Origin of the sequence: Bacillus sp. ISL-57, from assembly GCF_018613135.1 — a bacterium.
Lineage (GTDB): Bacteria > Bacillota > Bacilli > Bacillales > DSM-1321 > Peribacillus > Peribacillus frigoritolerans.
The window spans coordinates 768,485-786,452 of record NZ_JAGGQV010000002.1 but is presented as its reverse complement, the minus strand read 5'-3'; the positions used below and the strand labels follow the sequence as shown (position 1 = coordinate 786,452).

General features: G+C 42.6%; 22 protein-coding genes. 18 read left to right on the top strand and 4 right to left on the bottom strand.

Annotated elements, in window-relative coordinates; translation table 11 throughout:
• Window positions 1–6 precede the first annotated feature (6 nt).
• From paaD to paaX, 9 genes are all read left to right on the top strand, one after another.
• A complete protein-coding gene (gene paaD, locus J7I90_RS07110; RefSeq protein WP_214769781.1) occupies window positions 7–504 on the top strand; it encodes a 1,2-phenylacetyl-CoA epoxidase subunit PaaD in 498 nt (165 codons plus the stop codon).
• A gap of 20 nt (window positions 505–524) precedes the next feature.
• On the top strand, window positions 525–830 hold the full coding sequence (locus J7I90_RS07105) for an EthD family reductase (protein ID WP_034314904.1): 306 nt from the start codon (window positions 525–527) through the stop codon (window positions 828–830).
• Entirely contained in the window at window positions 827–1,603 is a 777-nt protein-coding gene (locus tag J7I90_RS07100; RefSeq protein WP_214769778.1) for an enoyl-CoA hydratase/isomerase family protein, read from the top strand. The genes J7I90_RS07105 and J7I90_RS07100 overlap by 4 nt, the downstream gene beginning before the upstream one ends.
• A gap of 10 nt (window positions 1,604–1,613) precedes the next feature.
• Entirely contained in the window at window positions 1,614–2,387 is a 774-nt protein-coding gene (locus tag J7I90_RS07095) for an enoyl-CoA hydratase-related protein (RefSeq protein WP_214769775.1), read from the top strand.
• A gap of 23 nt (window positions 2,388–2,410) precedes the next feature.
• A complete protein-coding gene (locus J7I90_RS07090; protein ID WP_214769772.1) occupies window positions 2,411–3,931 on the top strand; it encodes an aldehyde dehydrogenase family protein in 1,521 nt (506 codons plus the stop codon).
• 118 nt (window positions 3,932–4,049) lie between these two features.
• Window positions 4,050–4,922 carry a 3-hydroxyacyl-CoA dehydrogenase gene (locus J7I90_RS07085; RefSeq protein WP_214769769.1) on the top strand — a complete coding sequence of 291 codons (873 nt, stop codon included), beginning with the start codon at window positions 4,050–4,052 and terminating at the stop codon, window positions 4,920–4,922.
• Window positions 4,919–6,127 carry an acetyl-CoA C-acyltransferase gene (locus tag J7I90_RS07080; RefSeq protein ID WP_214769766.1) on the top strand — a complete coding sequence of 403 codons (1,209 nt, stop codon included), beginning with the start codon at window positions 4,919–4,921 and terminating at the stop codon, window positions 6,125–6,127. Before J7I90_RS07085 ends, J7I90_RS07080 begins: the two co-directional genes overlap by 4 nt.
• 66 nt (window positions 6,128–6,193) lie before the next feature.
• Window positions 6,194–6,970: an enoyl-CoA hydratase-related protein gene (locus J7I90_RS07075; RefSeq protein WP_214769763.1), complete on the top strand. Its 777-nt coding sequence runs from the start codon at window positions 6,194–6,196 to the stop codon at window positions 6,968–6,970.
• Window positions 6,971–7,055: 85 nt separating this feature from the next.
• Window positions 7,056–7,937 (top strand): phenylacetic acid degradation operon negative regulatory protein PaaX, encoded by an 882-nt coding sequence (gene paaX, locus J7I90_RS07070; protein ID WP_095391064.1) that lies wholly within the window; start codon window positions 7,056–7,058, stop codon window positions 7,935–7,937.
• Window positions 7,938–8,002: 65 nt separating this feature from the next.
• Here paaX and J7I90_RS07065 read toward each other — a convergent pair whose 3' ends face one another.
• Entirely contained in the window at window positions 8,003–8,515 is a 513-nt protein-coding gene (locus J7I90_RS07065) for a gamma carbonic anhydrase family protein (protein ID WP_214769760.1), read from the bottom strand.
• Between the two features lie 81 nt (window positions 8,516–8,596).
• Between J7I90_RS07065 and J7I90_RS07060 the strand changes: the two genes are divergently transcribed.
• Window positions 8,597–9,562: an NAD(P)H-dependent flavin oxidoreductase gene (locus J7I90_RS07060; protein WP_214769757.1), complete on the top strand. Its 966-nt coding sequence runs from the start codon at window positions 8,597–8,599 to the stop codon at window positions 9,560–9,562.
• A gap of 346 nt (window positions 9,563–9,908) precedes the next feature.
• The gene (locus tag J7I90_RS07055) at window positions 9,909–10,520 is read left to right on the top strand and encodes a DedA family protein (protein ID WP_214769754.1); all 612 of its coding nucleotides are present in this window, start codon (window positions 9,909–9,911) and stop codon (window positions 10,518–10,520) included.
• 45 nt (window positions 10,521–10,565) lie between these two features.
• Here J7I90_RS07055 and J7I90_RS07050 read toward each other — a convergent pair whose 3' ends face one another.
• Entirely contained in the window at window positions 10,566–10,700 is a 135-nt protein-coding gene (locus J7I90_RS07050; protein WP_063577172.1) for a YjcZ family sporulation protein, read from the bottom strand.
• A gap of 214 nt (window positions 10,701–10,914) precedes the next feature.
• Between J7I90_RS07050 and J7I90_RS07045 the strand changes: the two genes are divergently transcribed.
• From J7I90_RS07045 to J7I90_RS07030, 5 genes are all read left to right on the top strand, one after another.
• Complete coding sequence (locus J7I90_RS07045; protein ID WP_214769751.1) at window positions 10,915–11,658, top strand: metallophosphoesterase family protein; 744 nt, start codon at window positions 10,915–10,917, stop codon at window positions 11,656–11,658.
• A gap of 98 nt (window positions 11,659–11,756) precedes the next feature.
• A complete protein-coding gene (locus J7I90_RS27705) occupies window positions 11,757–11,885 on the top strand; it encodes a hypothetical protein (RefSeq protein WP_255256801.1) in 129 nt (42 codons plus the stop codon).
• Window positions 11,886–12,089: 204 nt separating this feature from the next.
• Complete coding sequence (locus J7I90_RS07040) at window positions 12,090–13,016, top strand: cation diffusion facilitator family transporter (protein ID WP_214769748.1); 927 nt, start codon at window positions 12,090–12,092, stop codon at window positions 13,014–13,016.
• A gap of 273 nt (window positions 13,017–13,289) precedes the next feature.
• On the top strand, window positions 13,290–13,979 hold the full coding sequence (locus J7I90_RS07035) for a response regulator transcription factor (RefSeq protein WP_053534009.1): 690 nt from the start codon (window positions 13,290–13,292) through the stop codon (window positions 13,977–13,979).
• Complete coding sequence (locus J7I90_RS07030) at window positions 13,969–15,399, top strand: HAMP domain-containing sensor histidine kinase (protein WP_251025164.1); 1,431 nt, start codon at window positions 13,969–13,971, stop codon at window positions 15,397–15,399. The genes J7I90_RS07035 and J7I90_RS07030 overlap by 11 nt, the downstream gene beginning before the upstream one ends.
• Window positions 15,400–15,453: 54 nt before the next feature.
• On the opposite strand, the gene spx is transcribed toward J7I90_RS07030, so the two are convergent.
• Window positions 15,454–15,849, bottom strand: a complete 396-nt coding sequence (spx, locus tag J7I90_RS07025; RefSeq protein ID WP_034314875.1) for a transcriptional regulator Spx — start codon at window positions 15,847–15,849, stop codon at window positions 15,454–15,456.
• A 246-nt stretch (window positions 15,850–16,095) separates the two neighbouring features.
• Between spx and modB the strand changes: the two genes are divergently transcribed.
• Window positions 16,096–16,749 carry a molybdate ABC transporter permease subunit gene (gene modB / locus J7I90_RS07020; RefSeq protein ID WP_214769742.1) on the top strand — a complete coding sequence of 218 codons (654 nt, stop codon included), beginning with the start codon at window positions 16,096–16,098 and terminating at the stop codon, window positions 16,747–16,749.
• On the opposite strand, the gene J7I90_RS07015 is transcribed toward modB, so the two are convergent.
• The gene (locus tag J7I90_RS07015; RefSeq protein ID WP_214770180.1) at window positions 16,711–17,190 is read right to left on the bottom strand and encodes a GNAT family N-acetyltransferase; all 480 of its coding nucleotides are present in this window, start codon (window positions 17,188–17,190) and stop codon (window positions 16,711–16,713) included. The genes modB and J7I90_RS07015 overlap by 39 nt on opposite strands.
• Window positions 17,191–17,306: 116 nt before the next feature.
• On the opposite strand from J7I90_RS07015, the gene J7I90_RS07010 reads away from it, so the two are divergent.
• Window positions 17,307–17,798, top strand: coding sequence for a hypothetical protein (locus tag J7I90_RS07010; protein ID WP_214769740.1), 492 nt, complete (start codon window positions 17,307–17,309; stop codon window positions 17,796–17,798).
• Window positions 17,799–17,968: the final 170 nt, after the last annotated feature.

The window sequence follows — 17,968 nt, the reverse complement described above, 5'->3', positions numbered from 1 at the left end:
GGTACCATGTCGACCGTACAGTTAAACACAAAAGAAATCTATAAGCTCCTGGAAGACGTTAAAGATCCCGAAATCGATACAGTAAGTATTCTGGATTTAGGGATGGTTGAAGACGTGACGGTTTCGGGCCAGGACGTCTCGGTAAAAATGCTGCCAACTTTTCTAGGGTGCCCGGCATTGTCGATCATTCAAAAAAATGTGGAAACAGCCCTTAAACAGCTGCCTGCCGTAAAAAATGTAAGTGTGGAATTTTTACGTTCCCCTTCCTGGACATCCGATCGAATTACGGAAAAGGGGAAAGCTGGATTGAAGGTTTTCGGAATCTCCCCTCCTCCTCGACAAATGAAAAGTGATGGATCATGGCATGTGGATTGCCCATATTGTGAATCGACATATGTAACGATGGAAAATATCTTCGGCCCTACTGCCTGCCGCAGCATTTTATATTGTAAAGCATGTAAAAATCCGTTCGAAGCGATGAAACCGATGATAAAAATAATCTAATATAATGGAGGTTTTATAAAATGGTAAAGTTAATCGCCCTATACAAACAACCTGAAAACAAGGAAGAGTTCGATGAGCACTATTTCAATGTACATGGCCCGATAACGGAAAAAATTCCTGGTCTTCAAAAAATGGAGGTCACTAAAATTGTAGGGACCCCAATGGGCAAAGACTCTGAGTATTATATCCTTTGTGAAATGTATTATGAAGACCATGATGCATTGCAACAAGGAATGCGTTCCCCGGAAGGAAAAGCATCAGGGAAAGACCTAATGGGCTTTGCCGGGAAACTTGTAACGATGATGATCGGTGAAGAAATAAAATGAATGCGCTTCAATTCATCGAAACGTCAATCGCGGATGGCATTGGTTATATCTCTTTAAATCGGCCGAAGCAACTGAATGCCCTTAACAGGAAAATGGTAAGGGAAATAGTTTCAACCATGGAAGAATTCGACCGGGACCCGCAAGTGAAGGTGATCTTGCTATCGGGCAATGGAAAAGCATTTTCAGCTGGAGCTGATATTGACGAGATGGTGAACGACAATCCGATCAGCATGGAGTTAACGAACCAATTTGCCGATTGGGACCGAATAAGCCTAGTCAAGAAGCCTGTGATTGGTGCGGTGAAAAGTTTTGTATTCGGCGGTGGTTTTGAACTTGCTTTATCCTGTGATTTCCTGATTGCCGCCAGCGATACCCAATTTTCCTTCCCGGAAGTGACACTAGGGGTCATGCCTGGTGCGGGGGGAACCCAAAGGTTGACGAAATTGGTAGGCAAGACAAAGGCACTTGAATGGATGTTGACGGCTGAAAGGATAAAGGCAAAGACAGCGCTGCAATATGGTTTCATTAATAAGATCGTGGCACCTGAATTGTTAATGGAAGAAACGGTTGATTTTGCTAGAAAGATAGCAAAGCAACCCCCGTTAGCTGTAAGGCTGATCAAAGAATCAGTCAATAAGGCCGTTGATTACACCTTATATGAGGGCATGCAATTTGAACGGAAGAACTTTTATATCCTTTTCGCATCTGAGGACCAAAAAGAAGGAATGAAAGCATTTGTTGAAAAAAGAGAGCCGGATTTTACAGGCGGATAAGGGGTGCTCTATGTACGAAACCATCAAATATAGGGTTGAAAATGGAGTGGCATGGCTTACTTTGAACCGTCCTGATAAACTAAATGCCTTTACGTCCCAAATGAATAAGGAAATACAGAAAGCGATCAAAAAATCCGCGGGGGCAGATGAAGTGCGGGCCATTATCATTACTGGGGAAGGCAGGGCATTTTGTTCGGGGCAGGATTTATCGGATGTTGATGAGGGCATGAATTTAGGCCAGAAGCTGCGCGAAGATTACGGTCCGATGATGGAGCAAATGGCAAACTGTGAAAAACCGATCATTGCAGGAGTCAATGGAGTGGCTGCAGGTGCTGGCTTCAGCCTGGCGCTGGCATGCGATTTTCGGCTTGTATCTGAAAAAGCCAGTTTTTTAAATGCCTTTGTCAATATCGGATTGATTCCTGATTCGGGGAATCTGTATTACCTTTCGCGAATCGTTGGTCATGCGAAAGCCCTTGAATTATCTTTATTGGGGGAAAAGGTTACGGCTAGCGAGGCGGAAAATATCGGGCTAGCTACAAAAGTGGTCGGTGTGGATGAATGGAACGAGCATTTGAAAGCCTTTGCAGAGAATATCGCAAACAAACCAACAAAGGCAATCGGATTAATCAAAAGATACTTAGAGGCGTCCTATCATCTTTCACTGGAAGAATACTTAAAAGAAGAAGCGGAGGGTCAGCGCATTGCTGGCTTAACGAAGGATTATGCAGAAGGTGTGGCGGCATTCACTGAAAAAAGGAAAGCTCAATTCATAGGCAAGTAATATAGAAAAGGGAGTGGGATTACATGGTTAGAGTACAAGAGGCGGCATTTGAAAAAGCGGAAATGAAGCGTGATTATTATCATCTGATCATTAATGGGGAAAGAGTGGAAAGCTCTGATGGTTCCACAATTGATGCGTATAACCCTGCGACTGGTGAAATCATTGCCAAGGTTGCAAAGGCGACCAAGGAAGATGCAGAAAAGGCTGTTCAAGCTGCACGTGAAGCATTTGATAACGGGAAATGGAAGAGGACTCCGATTAATAAACGGTCTCGTGTTTTGAACAAAATTGCAGCGATCATGCGTTCACGATTTAATGAATTGGTTGAATTGGAAGTCCTGAACAGCGGCAAATCCATTTCTGCAGCGCAAGGCCAAGTCATGCAGGCAATTGAAGATTTCGAGTTTTATGCAGGCGCTTTAGTTGCACACCGCGGATCCGTGAATAATGTGCCTGGTCAATTCCATAACTATACGGAAAAAGAGCCAGTAGGCGTTTGTGCTCAAATCATCCCTTGGAATTACCCTTTGATGATGGCAGCATGGAAAATCGCACCTGCAATCGCAGTCGGCTGTTCAGTAATCGTTAAGCCAGCCTCGTTAACGCCACTGACGGCCATTGTTTTAGGGGAAATCTGTTTAGAAGCAGGTGTTCCTTCAGGCGTGGTCAATATCATTCCAGGTCCTGGATCAGACGTAGGGAATTATCTTGTTCAGCATCCGAAAGTGAATAAGGTGGCCTTCACGGGTTCTACTCCAATCGGCAGAGATCTTATGGGCAAGGCTTCACAGACATTAAAAAGGGTCACATTGGAGCTTGGCGGTAAGTCCCCTAATATTGTTTTTGAAGATGCAGACCTTGAAGCAGCCATCGATGGATCATTATATGGAATTTTCTATAATACTGGGCAGTCTTGCGAAGCTAGATCCCGTTTATACGTTCACGAAGACATATACGATGAGTTCGTTGCCAGATTCGTAGAAAAGACGAAAAAATTGAAATTGGGCAATCCGCTCGACAAAGAAACACACATCGGTGCAGTCATAGATCAAGGGCAATTGGATGTCATCGACAATTATGTCCAATCTGCCATTACAGATGGAGCGAAGATCCTGACAGGCGGAAAGCCAGCGGTCATTGAAGGCTTCGAAAACGGTTATTGGTATGAGCCGACGGTCATAACGAATGTCAATCATGAAATGGATGTAGTGAAAGAGGAAATATTCGGGCCGGTCGTTGTCATAATGAAATTCAAAGATGAAAAAGAAGCTGTGAGGCTCGCGAATGATACGGAATTCGGTTTGGGTTCAGCTCTATGGACAAAAGATGGCGGGCGTGCGACTAGAGTGGCCAATCAAATAGAAGCGGGAATCGTCATGGTGAATTGCCCATTCTCCGCATTTCCAGGAACACCTTTCGGAGGGTATAAACAATCAGGATTTGGCCGGGAACTATGTATTGAGACACTTGATCTTTATACAGAAACGAAAAGCATCATTTCCTATCATGGAAGCCGTCCCTTAAATCCCTTTGGAATTCAATAAAACAAAAAAATAGACGGCTGGCTGATCGGTATGTCGGAAAAGTAATTCAGGTATGGTTGAATGCTGATCTGATTCATCCGCAGTCAGCCCTATTTATTTTTGAAGGAGGAATGAACGAATGATTAGAAATCTAGTGATTGTCGGATCTGGTGTCATGGGCAGGGGAATAGCTTATGTAGGAGCAACCGGAGGCTTTAATGTAGTGCTTGTGGATGTGAATCAGGATGCTTTGGAAAGTGCCAGAAAAGAGATCGACTCCATTTTTGAAAAGGGTTTGCGCTACCAAAAAATTACCGAGGAAGAAGCGGCAGCTGCAAAAAGCAGATTTACCTATTCTGCCAATCTGAAAGAATCAGCAGCATATGCCGACTTGATCATAGAGGCAGTTCCGGAAAAGGCGGAAATCAAGAGGGCAGTCTTCGAAACGATTGAAGTCCATGCAAAAGAAGATTGTTACTTTGCAACCAATACTTCCACGATGAGTCCGACGGAAATTGGTTCTTATGGAAAGCGTCCCGAAAAAACGATTGCCATGCATTTTTTCAATCCTGTACAAAAAATGCCGCTCGTTGAAATTGTACGTGGTCTTGAAACAAGTGATGAAACGGCAGCCGTAATAAAAGAGGTAGCCGAAAAAATGGGGAAAGAGACCGTGGTCATAAATGAATTCCCTGGGTTTGTTACAAGCAGGATCAGCTGTTTGGTAGGAAATGAAGCGTTTTTTATGCTTCAAGAAGGCTTAGGAACACCAGAAGAAATCGATAAGGCAATAAAGTTAGGACTGAATTACCCAATGGGACCATTCGAACTAGGTGATTTGGTGGGATTGGATGCCCGTTTGAATAATTTAAAATATTTACATAGTAAACTGGGTGAGAAATACCGCCCGGCTCCCCTCCTTGAACAGTATGTTAAAGCTGGCAGGCTAGGCCGTAAGTCTGGTAAGGGTGTGTACGATTATACAAAAGATGGCGAGTTGGTGAGGAAATGAAGGATGTTGTGATCATTGATGCTGTGAGAACACCAATCGGAAGATATAAAGGCGCATTGAAAAGCGTTCGCCCGGATGACCTCGGCGCAATTGTAATCAAGGCGCTGATAGATCGTAATCCAGAGCTGCCGCCAAATCAAATTGAGGATGTCATCTTCGGGAATGCAAATCAAGCGGGAGAGGATAATCGCGATGTGGCCCGGATGTCCGCCCTTCTAGCTGGTCTTCCCGTAAACGTAGGCGGAACGACAATAAATCGTTTATGCGGATCCGGATTGGATGCCGTCATGTATGCAGCACGCTCCATTGCTGTAGGTGAAGGCGATATTTATATCGCAGGGGGTACTGAAAGCATGACAAGGGCGCCGTACGTCATGGCCAAACCTGAGAGTGAATTTCCGCGGGGTTCAATGGAACTTCAGGATACAACGATCGGGTGGCGTTTCACGAATGAGAAACTTAAAGAAATGTATGGTGCGGATTCCATGCCTCAAACGGCTGAAAACGTCGCCCAGCGTTTTTCTGTTTCAAGGGAGGACCAAGATCAATTCGCTTATCAAAGCCAGCAAAGGGCGAAAAATGCAGTGGAAAATGAGCGTTTCATTAATGAAATCGTACCTGTTCGATATACGGATCGAAAAGGGAATGAGGTCATTTTCGATAAAGATGAACACCCTCGTCCTGACACGACCATCGAAAAGCTGGAAAAACTCAAACCGATCTTTAAAGGCGGCACTGTAACGGCCGGTAATGCTTCAGGTGTAAATGATGGAGCCTCGGCATTGCTTTTGATGAGTGCAGAAAAAGCACGGGAGCTTGGATTGAAGCCACTGGCCAAATATGTTGTAGGGGCTGTAGCGGGCTTGGAACCATCCATTATGGGCCTTGGTCCGATTCATGCCACTAAAAAAGCATTGGAGAGGGCGAGTTTGACGATTGGTGACATCGGGCTGGTGGAATTGAATGAAGCATTCGCTTCCCAATCCTTGGAGTGCATCCGGCAGTTGAAATTGGATCAGGAGAAAGTGAATGTCAACGGAGGGGCAATAGCGTTTGGTCATCCGCTCGGTGCAAGCGGGGCTCGTATTTTAACAACCCTCGTCCACGAAATGAAAAAGCGGAAAGTGCGCTATGGCCTTGCGACGATGTGTGTAGGCGTCGGCCAAGGCATATCTGCCATTATAGAAAATATTGAAAAAGAATGATTATGCGTATGGCCCTTATTAATTTTATCTGCATAAGGGTCATTTTTTCAAAAGGGGAGGAGACTCATGTCCAAGGTTATTTATAAAGTGATAAATCAAATCGGCTATATAACAGTTAATCGGCCCGACGTATTGAACTGCTTCGACTATGAGACACTTTGTGAACTGCAGGAAGTCATCGATGCCGTTTATTATGACGATGATATCCGTGTCGTCATTTTCACCGGTGCAGGGGAAAAAGCATTCAGCGCGGGAGCGGATTTGAAAGAAAGAAAGTCTTTGAATGATGCGGAAGTAAGAAGGAACGTTAAAGCGATTCGTGATGTTTTTAATAGTATCGCAGGGCTTCCGCAGCCGACAATGGCTGCCGTCAATGGATATGCATTGGGGGGAGGATTTGAATGGCTGCTTTCATGTGATTTTGCAATTGCTGCGGAAGGTGTTTCTTTGGGGCTCACTGAAACTAGCTGGGCCATTATTCCGGGAGCAGGCGGGACACAGCGGCTGCCGAGATTGATTGGGGAAATGAAGGCGAAGGAATTGATCTTCACCGCAAAAAAATTGACTGCGGAAGAAGCATGTCAATTAGGGATCCTTTTGAAGGTCGTACCAAGGGATCGTCTAATGTCAGCCTGTGAGGAATTGGCAGCCAATATCATGAAGAATGGGCCGATTGCAGTCAAACAAGCCAAATATGCGATTGACCAAGGAATGAATACGGACTTGCAAACGGGAATGGCCATAGAAGGAAAAGCCTATGAATTGACCATTCCGACTCAAGATAGATCGGAAGCGCTCCTGGCATTCAGTGAACGGAGAAAAGCGCGATTTACTGGTAAATAATATTGCGCTTTCATTTTAAAAAGATATAATAATTATTATGTCTTCCGTGTGAAAATAGTAACAATGTTAGGGCGAGGTGAGAAAGATAGGTACTAATACACAATCCATGATTTTTACGATATACGGCGATTATATCCGTAATTATGGAAGTAAAATCTGGATAGGCAGTTTAATTCGTTTGTTAAAGGAATTCGGCCATAATGAGCAGGGCGTTCGTGTAGCCGTTTCACGAATGGTCAAGCAAGGGTGGATTCAGTCAGAGAAGCAGGGAAATAAAAGCTATTATTTTTTGACTGATCGCGGTGTGCAGAGAATGGATGAAGCGGCCAATCGCATATATAAGATGAAACCGAATGAATGGGATGGTAAATGGCGAATCTTAATGTACACGATCCCTGAAGATAAGCGGCAATTACGGGATGATCTCCGCAAAGAATTATTATGGAGCGGGTTTGGCAGTTTTTCAAGTGGTTGCTGGATTTCCCCCAATGATTTGGAGAAGCAAATCAATCGCTTGATCGAGAAATATGACATAGATGAATATGTTGATTTTTTCATCTCGGAGTACAAAGGTCCAAAAGAAAACCAATCGCTTGTAGAGAAAAGCTGGCAATTAGAAGAGATTGAAAATAAATATGAAGAATTCATCGAGAAATACAGTAAACAATTCATCGTTCATCAAAGCATCATTAGCAGGGGCGAAATGTCCGATGCAGATTGTTTTGTGGAACGAACGAACTTGGTGCATGAATACCGTAAGTTTTTATTCATTGATCCGGGCCTGCCAAAGGAACTTCTGCCTTCTAAGTGGAATGGGAATCATGCTGCTCTTTTATTTAGCCAGTACTATCAAGTCTTGGCTGAACCAGCAAGCCGTTTCTTTGAAAGTGTATTTCAGGAAAACAATGATTTATGCCGGAAAGATGAAACCTATGATGCAAAGGACCATCCACTTATCATTAAGTGAAAAAGAGCTTCAGCCAATCGTTTGTGACGACTGGCCGAAGCTCTTTTCAAAATTCATTGCAATAATTAATCAAGTATCCCTTTGAAGTCTTTCCCCTTTTGAACATACGTATCGATGGAAAGTTGGATCAATTCAAGATCTTTATCATTCAATCGGCGAACCACTTTCCCGGGGGAACCGATGACCAATGAACGTGGAGGTATGATTTTGCCAGAGGAAATCAATGTGTTCGCTCCGACGATGCACTCTTCGCCGATCTCTACATTATCCAATATCGTGGAACCCATACCAATAATGGATCGTTTGCCTATTTTACAACCATGCAGGATGACATTGTGCCCAACCGTCACTTCATCTTCAATGACAACCGGGCATCCTTCAAATAAATGAATGGTGGAGTTATCTTGAATACTGCATTTTTCTCCTATTGTAATTGAATCTTCATCACCGCGCAGTACCGCATTGAACCATATGGTCGAGTCTTTCCCAATCGAAATATCACCGATTAAATGAGCACCAGGTGCCACGAAAACGCTATCATCAATGGATGGTTTTTTATTATTGTACGGAATAATCATAGTCTCGCTCCTTTTTTAAAAAGTCAGAATTGTTTTTCTAATGAATATAGTATAACATTAAATGGACTGGGAGGGATGAAAGTGAAATATATTTGTGAACTTTTTGAGATAAAATATCCAATTATTCAAGGCGGCATGGGGAATATAAGCAATGCAAGTCTTGCGGCTGCAGTATCCAATGCAGGGGGCCTGGGAACAATAGGGTGCGGTACCATGACTCCTGAACAGGTAGAAGCCATCATTCTCGAGACCAAAGATAAAACCAATAACAATTTTGCGTTGAACATTCCAATAAACGTTAGTCCATATACAGATGAGTTAGTGAATCTTGTCCTGAAGCATGATATCCCTGTAGTTTCCTTATCTGCAGGAAATCCAGCCCCTTTCATTCCCCTATTGCAAAAAAAGAATATAAAAGTGATTGCCATCGTTGCGTCGGTCAAGCACGCACAAAAAGCGCAAGATGCAGGGGCAGATGTGTTGGTCGCAGAAGGGTTTGAAGCTGCCGGCATCAACTCGAACCTGGAAATGACGACGTTTACACTCATTCCGCAAATCAGCAAGCATGTGACGCTTCCCGTTTTGGCCGCTGGCGGAATAGGCAATGGGCAGGGGTTGGCAGCTGCATTGATGCTGGGGGCTTCAGGCGTCCAATTGGGAACCAGGCTGATCGCTACACAAGAAGCACCGTTCCATCCGTCATATAAGCAGAAACTAATCGAAGCGATGGGCAATGATACGGTAATTTTGGGCAGATCATTTGGACAGGTCAGAAGGGTATTGAAGGACCCATATACCGAGAAAGTGCTGGATTTGGAGAAACAGGGACTGTCTCCCATGAATTATCGTGAAATGACCTCTGAAGTCCATCATATTAATGGAGCGATGAACGGGGATGTTACAAATGGTTTTATGAATAGCGGCCAGGTTGCCGGATTGATTGACGATATACCCACAGTAAAGGAATTACTTGATGGCATGATGAAAGATGCGAAAAAACAAATGGAGGATGGATTGAGCAGGCTCTCTGCCCCTTTTATGATTTGAGAACTAAGGATACCGATCTTGTCATGTGTACATCTCTCCCCATTTAGGGGCTATTCACTTGGTTAACTATATCGAATGCTTGAGGTCAATTCGTCCTCAAGTTTTTTTCGTTTCGGGGCCATCTGATATTCTATTATCGTTCTTCTTATAAGCATAGTTCTGTAGTAAATAGCCCGATAACAAAATATGGACTCCATAAGAACATTGTTTTAGGAAAACATTATGGAAAAACGCGGGTTAACTTGTGATACAATGGAAAATGTGCTTTTTGACATCATGGGTGCCCGGATTCATTTTGGAGCACCCCTTTTTATATGTAATAAAAGTTAGAAAAGGGGAAACCTCAATGGAAACTTTAATAATGGATATGATTGAAGCGTTTAAATCTTTATCTTATTTCGGTGTTTTGCTAGCTTTGACTTTTGAATTCATTCCCGCTGAAATAGTTTTGCCACTGGCAGGATACTGGGTTTATCAAGGTGATATGAATTTATACTTGACTATCCTTGCCGGTTCGCTTGGTGGGGTAACGGGACCGTTGACGCTTTATGCCTTAGGCAAGTATGGCGGGAGGCCGCTTGTATTAAAGTTCGGAAAATACTTTTTGATCAAAGATGAGCAGTTGAACAAAGCTGACCGCTTCTTTGAAAGGTATGGTGGGGGGATTGCCTTCATTGGACGGTTTGTACCAGGCGTTCGTACCGCCGTGTCGCTGCCATGCGGAATATTGAAAATGAATATTTGGAAATTCATATTATATACCTATATGGCGATGCTTCCTGTTACAAGCGTTTATGTTTATTTAGGGTTTAAGTTAGGATCCAGATGGGAGCAGGCGGGAGCCATCTTTTCACAATATGCGAATTTCTTGCTTATCCCCATTGCACTTATAGTCATTTGGTTCATTATGAAGACTCGAAAACAAAAGCAAAGAGAAAAAATAAAAGTCAATCCATAACAAAAAAGGCGCCATGATCAGGCGCCTTTTTGATTTATGTCATTATTAGCAGCATCCGCCAAATCCGCCGCCGAATCCCCAACTGCATCCAATGATGATCAGCAAGATGAATAATACGATCAGCAATGCGAATCCGTTATCGAAACCGCCGCCACAACATTCGTTACCATTTCCACCCATTTGATTTCCTCCTCATATATATTATGAATTACATACCTAGCAAAACATCTTTACCGGGAATACTTCATACTATGTATTCTAGGCCGAAGTGTTTGCTTATTCATAAAAAATGGGCGTGGGCAAACCAAGGGATTAAGCCCGAATATTTTTTTGATTTCGTTTTGAATGTTATAATATACCATGTGGATTGTGGAGAAGGGAGCTGAATTAAGTCATGAAAGTTGCCATTATAACGGATGTGCATGGTAATGCTTCAGCGTTAAAAGCCGTCCTTAGGGATATTGATCAAAGGGAAGAAATAGATCGTCTCTATTGTCTGGGAGATATGGTTGGGATTGGCCCGGATACAAATGAAGTCCTTGAACTTTTATTTTCAAGAAATGATTTATCGATGATAACTGGAAATCATGATGAAGCTGTCCTGGCCATCATAAACGGGGAGCCGCATCCGGACGGACATATTCATGTTAAGGAGCATCATGAATGGATAGCTGAAAGGATGCATCTGAAATTCATAAATGAATTGGAAAAATTGCCTCGAACCATACATCATATCATTAATGATCACTCCGTTTACTTCACCCATTATCACATGGAATCGAAGAAATTGGATGAGCACATAAGCCAAAATCCGTATAGTAAAATCGTTGAACCGAGTTTAAATAACTTGGAACTGCTTTTCAAAGATCAGCAACACGATTTAATAGGATTCGGACATCATCATCCTATCCACCTTTATAAAAATGACCGAACGATATACCTGAACCCTGGTTCTCTTGGCTGTAATGGTGAACCAGTTGCTCCTTATGCCATTGTTTCAATTGAAAATGGGGGTATTCAGGTAAAGCTTGAAAAAGTCACCTATGATAATACATCGTTCCTGTCATCGTACCAAAGCTTACAAGTTCCAGAGCATGAATTCATTATACGTGCCTTCCATGGCGGACAGCAGGCCTAAGACGTTTATAAAAGATGAAGTTTGGGGAAATGTTGAGCATAAAGGTACATGCCTGCGGATACGCTAATAGGCAAACATCATGAAGCTGGAGGTAGGTCATGAAGGAAAATGAACAGGTAATTCAAGAGCAGGAAGAGATGGAACGGCATAGCCTTGTCTGCAATGATGAATTGTTTAATAAGGATCTGTATGCCATTGTCGATGATACGATGCAAGAGGAAAAATAAAAGGGGAAAACGCTGCAGGAAATGTCTGTAGCGTTTATTTTTACTTTGAATTGGTTGAAGTCCGATTTTTACTTTTCGTAAAAACTCACTTCCTACCCGTTTCCGCTCTTTTTGCAGCCGGTGAATCCCGGAAGTGAATCATTTGAAACCATTCTGGATTTATCCCATACTATATATAAGTTTCAAATCGAGAGGAGGGATGGCATGGGACATCATCATGGTCACTCCCATGATCATGGGCACGGACACCACCACCATTCTAACAATAAAAAAGCATTGTTGGCATCTTTCTTATTAATCTCCACATTTATGATAGTCGAGGTCATTGGGGGATTCTTGACAAATAGTCTGGCTTTACTGTCGGATGCAGGTCACATGCTTAGCGATGCGGCAGCATTAGGACTTAGTTATACAGCAATCAGGTTGGGGGAAAGGAAAGCGACATCGTCCAAATCGTTTGGATATAAACGGTTTGAGATCATTGCTGCTTGCTTGAATGGATTGACATTGATCGTCATATCCGTATTCATTTTCTTTGAGGCAATTAAGAGGTTCCTGGATCCTCCTGAGGTTCAAAGCATGGGAATGCTAATGATTTCAATCATAGGCTTACTTGTTAATGTCATTGCCGCCTGGATTTTAATGAGCGGAGATAAGGAAGACAATCTGAATGTGCGAAGTGCTTTTTTACATGTCATTGGTGATATGATTGGATCTGTGGGTGCCATTGCGGCCGCACTCTTGATTTATTTTTTCGATTGGGGAATTGCAGATCCGATCGCGAGCGTCATAGTCGCGATTTTAATTATTATCAGCGGTTTTAGGGTAGTGAGGGATTCTTTCCATATCTTGATGGAGGGCACACCAGACCAAGTCGATATGGATGAAGTGAAAGCATCCTTGGTGGAATTGGACGGTGTATCCGATGTCCATGATCTTCATATCTGGACGATCACCTCTGGTTTTTTGACAATGAGCTGCCATGTTGTCATAGGTAAGGACGGTAATCACGATTCAGTTTTAGCAGAAGCGCAAAAACTACTTCATGATCAGTTTGGAATTGAACATAGCACGATCCAAGTGGAAAGGCAGGAAGCAGGCTGTCCCAATCCACACGAGACATGTAATTGAAAAGGGCTGGCTCGGCTTAGAGCCAGCCTCTTTAGAGTGTAATGAGGAGCTCATGGTTTTTCTGTATGATTTTTACGATCATGTAGTGGCATTCCTGTTAAAATGAATCGAGATCACTTACACAAGTTACTAAGTGAAAACACCGGTTAATTTTACTGCGAACATAATCCTGACACATAAAAAGGGTAAAATTGAGGGAAAAGTCTTGGTGTTTTTTAATAGTTAGCATATACAAAATAATTCCACTATAATTCAGGAAGGAGGAATCCATATATGAAGAAAATTCTTGTAGTAGAAGATGAAATTGCCATATCGATGGTATTGAAAGCATATTTGGAGCGGGAAGGTTTTGATGTAGTCCAAGTTTACGATGGGCTAAAGGCCATTCCAGTGTTTGAAGAAACGAAGCCAGACCTTGTCTTGCTGGATGTCATGCTGCCGGGTAAGGAAGGCTGGGATATATTGAAGGAAATTCGTGAGGACGATACATGTCCGGTTATCATGTTGACTGCACTGACAGATGTCGATTATAGATTATCGGGATTTAAGTCAGGTGCGGATGATTACATCTCCAAACCCTTCGTTGCTGAAGAAGTCGTGGCCCGGGTTCATGCCGTTTTAAGAAGATCATCATCGGTTGTTACGGAAGATGGTCATGTACACGAGTTTGGGAGTTTAACCATCGATGATCTATCATATATGGTGCATTTGAATGGGGAAGAGATAAACTTGACGCCGCGTGATTTGTCTCTTCTCGTTTTTTTCGCTAAGCACCCTAATCAAATTTTTACGAGGGAACAGCTGCTCGACCAGGTGTGGGGCATGGATTATGACGGCAGTGACCGGGCGGTGGACCTGGCGATCAAACGAATCAGGAAGGCGATAGATGCATGGCCGGTAACTGAGGGGGAAATAAAAACATTGCGTGGATTGGGGTATCAATTGAGTGTCTATGAAAACTAAAAAAAGAACCACTTTACAACGCTATTGGACAAAGAGATACGTATTGACCTTGATTTCCGGTTTGATATTATTGTCTGTTTTTTCATTATGGTGGATGGAAAAAACGGCTTTGGAATATAGGCTCAGCCTTCTAAAGTACTTAGCGGATGAAACATCCGATCGGGCGATAAAGGAAAATGGCCAGATTGTCGTTGGCCCGATCCTTTCGGAAATTGTCGAGGAACGGGAGAAAATCCTCCATCTGAATCAACAGCCAATCATCTATATCGTCGATCCCGATGCCACCATCATATATACGATGCCACAGTTGTATATCGATCCGGATGAAAATAAACTCCCGGACGTCATCATGAAAAATACGGAGTTGGTCCAAAAGGTCAAGATTTCCGACAATAAAGTATATGTAGTCAAATCCCCCATTACGTTCAATGATGAGACGAGAGGCTGGGTGGTCATTGCCCAGGAAGAAGGGGCATTGAAGGAAATCAACCAAGATCATGGCTTGTTGGCTATCATGATTGGGGGACTTCTGATTCTCGGAACGGGCGTCATTTATTTTCTTTCCAGGCAGATTTCGCGCCCCATCCAAGACGTAGCTAACGCCGCGGTCCAGGTTCGTGAAGGCAACTATGATATCCATTTTAAAGAGGAAGAGGAAATCAAGGAAGAAGAAATCTATGAACTGATAGAATCATTTAAGGAAATGACAAATCGATTGAAGGTCATGGAGAAGTTGCGGGCGGAATTGCTCGCGGGCGTAACCCATGATTTGAAAACGCCAGTCACTTCCATTAGCGGACTTATACAAGCGGTGAAAGATGATGTCGTCAAGGGAGAGCAAAGTAAGGAATTCCTCGATATTTCCTTAAAGGAAACCAAGCGTTTACAAGGTATGATAGAGGATTTACTCAACTATAATGCCATTTCGGCAGGCGCTTTTAAAATCCGGGTGCAAAAAGAGAATATCAATATATTCATCAAGGAAATCGCCTATCGCTGGCAGGTGACCCAAGATGATGATCAAGCGTTCGCATTTGAGATAAAAGTTCCTGATGAACCGGTCTTTGGTCAAATTGATTCTTTGCGGATGCAGCAAATCGTCATTAACCTTTTGAATAATGCCAGACATGCACTTGACGGCAAAGGGAAAATAGCGATTAATCTTTATGAAAAGGATGAAGAACGAATCTGCATTGATGTTCTGGACAGCGGGCGGGGGATTCCCAAGCATGAACAGCAATATGTGTTCGAACCATTTTATCGAGGCGAAAACAAAAAGTTGAAGGTACGCGGTTTAGGTTTGGGACTGCCATTCAGTAAGATGCTCGCAAAAGCGCAAAAGGGAGATCTTGTGCTTAAGGATAGCAATGAACAAGGCACCATCTTCACGATAGTCATAGAAAAAGCGGATCAAATATAAAAGAGGGTTGTCCTGTTAATGGACAACCCTCTTATTATGCAGAATGCTAACTAATCAAGCTAATTGGCTGATTGCCCGCCATAATTGTACATGACGGACCTTCCTTGGAAGGAAGCGTCCCATTTCCTCTTCGTTATATCCTGCATGCAAGTTCTTATGGTCGAAAATGATTGGCCGGCGAAGTAAATCCGGGTTATCTTGAATAAGCTTGCAAAGATCATTAAGAGGTGTATTATTTATATCGATATTCAGGCTTTTGAATTTTTTGGAACGGGTTGAGATGATTTCATCTGTCCCGCCTTCCGTTTTACGTAAAATCTCTTTTATTTCTTCTATAGAAAGAGGTTGGGAATATAGGTTACGTTCATTAAAGGAAATTTCGTTCTTTTTAAGCCAAGCTTTTGCTTTACGACAGGCTAAGCTGCTTGGAGTAGTATAAATTGTTACCATTAAAATCGACTCCTTCAAAGTTTTCAAGTTTATTGGAATGAAATTATTTTTATATTTGTGATACTCTTACTTTAACGTTTCTTTGTGTCAGCAAGATGTCAAGAAAAATAAACTTAAATGTTATTTAAAAGGAAAGGGAGAAAATGAAATGAAATCTGCCTTTAATGAAGAAGATACGGTTTGGGTAATGATACCGAATAAGGACCTGCATATGCCGATATTTAATAGTGGTGTGAGAGAAGTATCATGACAGGGGATTTTTGGTCACCAGTCAGGCTATCGATACAAGTAGCGGGACTAGCGGGTATCCTTGTTTTCATTTTAGGAATTTTCCTGGCGCGAATGATGGCTAAAAAGCAACTCAGAGGTAGAGTCTTACTGGAAACAGCGTTTTTATTGCCGCTTGTTTTGCCGCCGTCCGTTGTTGGGTTTTTATTGATCGTGATTTTTGGCAAGAATGGAATGCCGGGACAATTCATTGAAAGGGTTTTTGACCAGCCCCTGATGTTCACGTGGTGGGCTGCGGTCATTGCATCTACCGTGGTAGCTTTTCCGCTAATGTACCAATCCGCTAAAACGGGCTTTGAAGGTATAGATGAAGAAATTGAAAATGCAGCTAGGGTTGACGGGGCCGGCGAGTGGAGGTTATTCCTGTTTGTAACCCTCCCATTGGCGGTCAAATCGATCGTCACAGGTGCCATCTTAAGTTCTGCCCGTGCGTTGGGGGAATTCGGGGCCACACTCATGTTTGCCGGAAACATTCCCGGACAGACACAAACCATACCGACCGCAATTTATATCGCCATGGACTCCGGGAATATGACATTGGCCTGGCTATGGGTTGCCGTAATCATTGTCATTTCATTCATTATGCTTTTTATCGTGACATACATAAAATGAATGCTGTTTTTCGTATATGCTTATGGATAGGCGAGGTGCGGATTCTACGTCCTCTTTATGGGTGAATCCGTTTTTTTCGTAAAGGTTTCGTGCAGGCAGGTTCATTTTACCGGTCGAGACGGATATCTTTTCCCAGTCGACGTGTAATTGAAGAGCATGCAACAATGCGTCCGCAATACCCTGCCGAAAATAATCAGGATGGACGACCATTCGGCAAATCAGCATTTGGCCATTCTCTTTTGTATAAGATATGGCACCAGCTAAGGCATCACCCTTTAAATAGCATAAAAACGTTTCATGGCAATGAATGAATTGTTCATATGTTTCCAATAGAGGAGGTATATCGGCAAAACCGATCATTTCCGCTTCCACCTTATAGGCTTCTTTCTGCAGTTTAAATAGCTGCTTGCCATAGACTGATTCCAGGTCCCGAATTTTCATGATCAAATCCCATCACTCCTTTTCATTACATTATAATGGAAAAGGGATATTATTGTTTCTAATGAGTCTGTGTTATAATCGACAAACAATATGAACTAATGAAATGAGGAAGAAATTTGTTAACATTTGAAGAAAAATTGAGCATCATTGAAACTTTTCCGGAATTACAGAGAAAAGACGTTTCATTGGGACGTGTGAACTTCCATTATCCAGATAGCGTCCAGGAGAAAAAGATCGTCGTTCAGCACTTGCATCCCAATGGAAATGGGTTCGTTTACGCAGGGCATATGAGAAAAAAAGACACTGACCGTAAAGGGTTTATCAATATACGTGACTATAATGAAGCGGAATTAAAAAAATTGATCCAAAGAAGCGTGGACTACCTATCTGAACCTCCGGCTGAAATCGAAGAAGAGGAAAACGAGTTCGCTAGGTTGGAGGGGGCATGGATTGGCCCTGAAAAGCAAGAGCTTACACTTCAAAAGGAAGACCTGCTTTGGAATGTTTATTCAGGGTCGAATCTTGAGGAATGTTTCGAAAGTCCGGTTGAGGCGGAGCGCTACTTATTGGACGAAGGCTTCCGACAAAGCAAGAAGAGGAATATGTAGAATTTTAGGATAATTTGTCGGTTGATTTACGGCGATAATCTTGTTTTTTTAGGATTTTCCATGATATAATATGAGTAATTATTTTTGTTCGGAAAAGTTTGATAGAAGGATTTACTGTAATAGGATTCCTCTTGAAACATTATCCAGAACCAAAAATAGTAATAAAATGG

What these genes read in the sequence shown, in the direction of transcription:
- J7I90_RS07085 (WP_214769769.1), top strand. Translation starts at nt 4,050, where the DNA reads ATGATTAGAAATCTAGTGATTGTCGGATCTGGTGTCATGGGCAGGGGA.
- paaD (WP_214769781.1), top strand. Translation starts at nt 7, where the DNA reads ATGTCGACCGTACAGTTAAACACAAAAGAAATCTATAAGCTCCTGGAA.
- J7I90_RS27705 (WP_255256801.1), top strand. Translation starts at nt 11,757, where the DNA reads ATGAAGGAAAATGAACAGGTAATTCAAGAGCAGGAAGAGATGGAACGG.
- J7I90_RS07030 (WP_251025164.1), top strand. Translation starts at nt 13,969, where the DNA reads ATGAAAACTAAAAAAAGAACCACTTTACAACGCTATTGGACAAAGAGA.
- J7I90_RS07105 (WP_034314904.1), top strand. Translation starts at nt 525, where the DNA reads ATGGTAAAGTTAATCGCCCTATACAAACAACCTGAAAACAAGGAAGAG.
- J7I90_RS07035 (WP_053534009.1), top strand. Translation starts at nt 13,290, where the DNA reads ATGAAGAAAATTCTTGTAGTAGAAGATGAAATTGCCATATCGATGGTA.
- J7I90_RS07065 (WP_214769760.1), bottom strand. Translation starts at nt 8,515, where the DNA reads ATGATTATTCCGTACAATAATAAAAAACCATCCATTGATGATAGCGTT.
- modB (WP_214769742.1), top strand. Translation starts at nt 16,096, where the DNA reads ATGACAGGGGATTTTTGGTCACCAGTCAGGCTATCGATACAAGTAGCG.
- J7I90_RS07015 (WP_214770180.1), bottom strand. Translation starts at nt 17,190, where the DNA reads ATGAAAATTCGGGACCTGGAATCAGTCTATGGCAAGCAGCTATTTAAA.
- J7I90_RS07080 (WP_214769766.1), top strand. Translation starts at nt 4,919, where the DNA reads ATGAAGGATGTTGTGATCATTGATGCTGTGAGAACACCAATCGGAAGA.
- J7I90_RS07050 (WP_063577172.1), bottom strand. Translation starts at nt 10,700, where the DNA reads ATGGGTGGAAATGGTAACGAATGTTGTGGCGGCGGTTTCGATAACGGA.
- spx (WP_034314875.1), bottom strand. Translation starts at nt 15,849, where the DNA reads ATGGTAACAATTTATACTACTCCAAGCAGCTTAGCCTGTCGTAAAGCA.
- J7I90_RS07100 (WP_214769778.1), top strand. Translation starts at nt 827, where the DNA reads ATGAATGCGCTTCAATTCATCGAAACGTCAATCGCGGATGGCATTGGT.
- J7I90_RS07040 (WP_214769748.1), top strand. Translation starts at nt 12,090, where the DNA reads ATGGGACATCATCATGGTCACTCCCATGATCATGGGCACGGACACCAC.
- J7I90_RS07055 (WP_214769754.1), top strand. Translation starts at nt 9,909, where the DNA reads ATGGAAACTTTAATAATGGATATGATTGAAGCGTTTAAATCTTTATCT.
- J7I90_RS07075 (WP_214769763.1), top strand. Translation starts at nt 6,194, where the DNA reads ATGTCCAAGGTTATTTATAAAGTGATAAATCAAATCGGCTATATAACA.
- J7I90_RS07090 (WP_214769772.1), top strand. Translation starts at nt 2,411, where the DNA reads ATGGTTAGAGTACAAGAGGCGGCATTTGAAAAAGCGGAAATGAAGCGT.
- J7I90_RS07045 (WP_214769751.1), top strand. Translation starts at nt 10,915, where the DNA reads ATGAAAGTTGCCATTATAACGGATGTGCATGGTAATGCTTCAGCGTTA.
- J7I90_RS07095 (WP_214769775.1), top strand. Translation starts at nt 1,614, where the DNA reads ATGTACGAAACCATCAAATATAGGGTTGAAAATGGAGTGGCATGGCTT.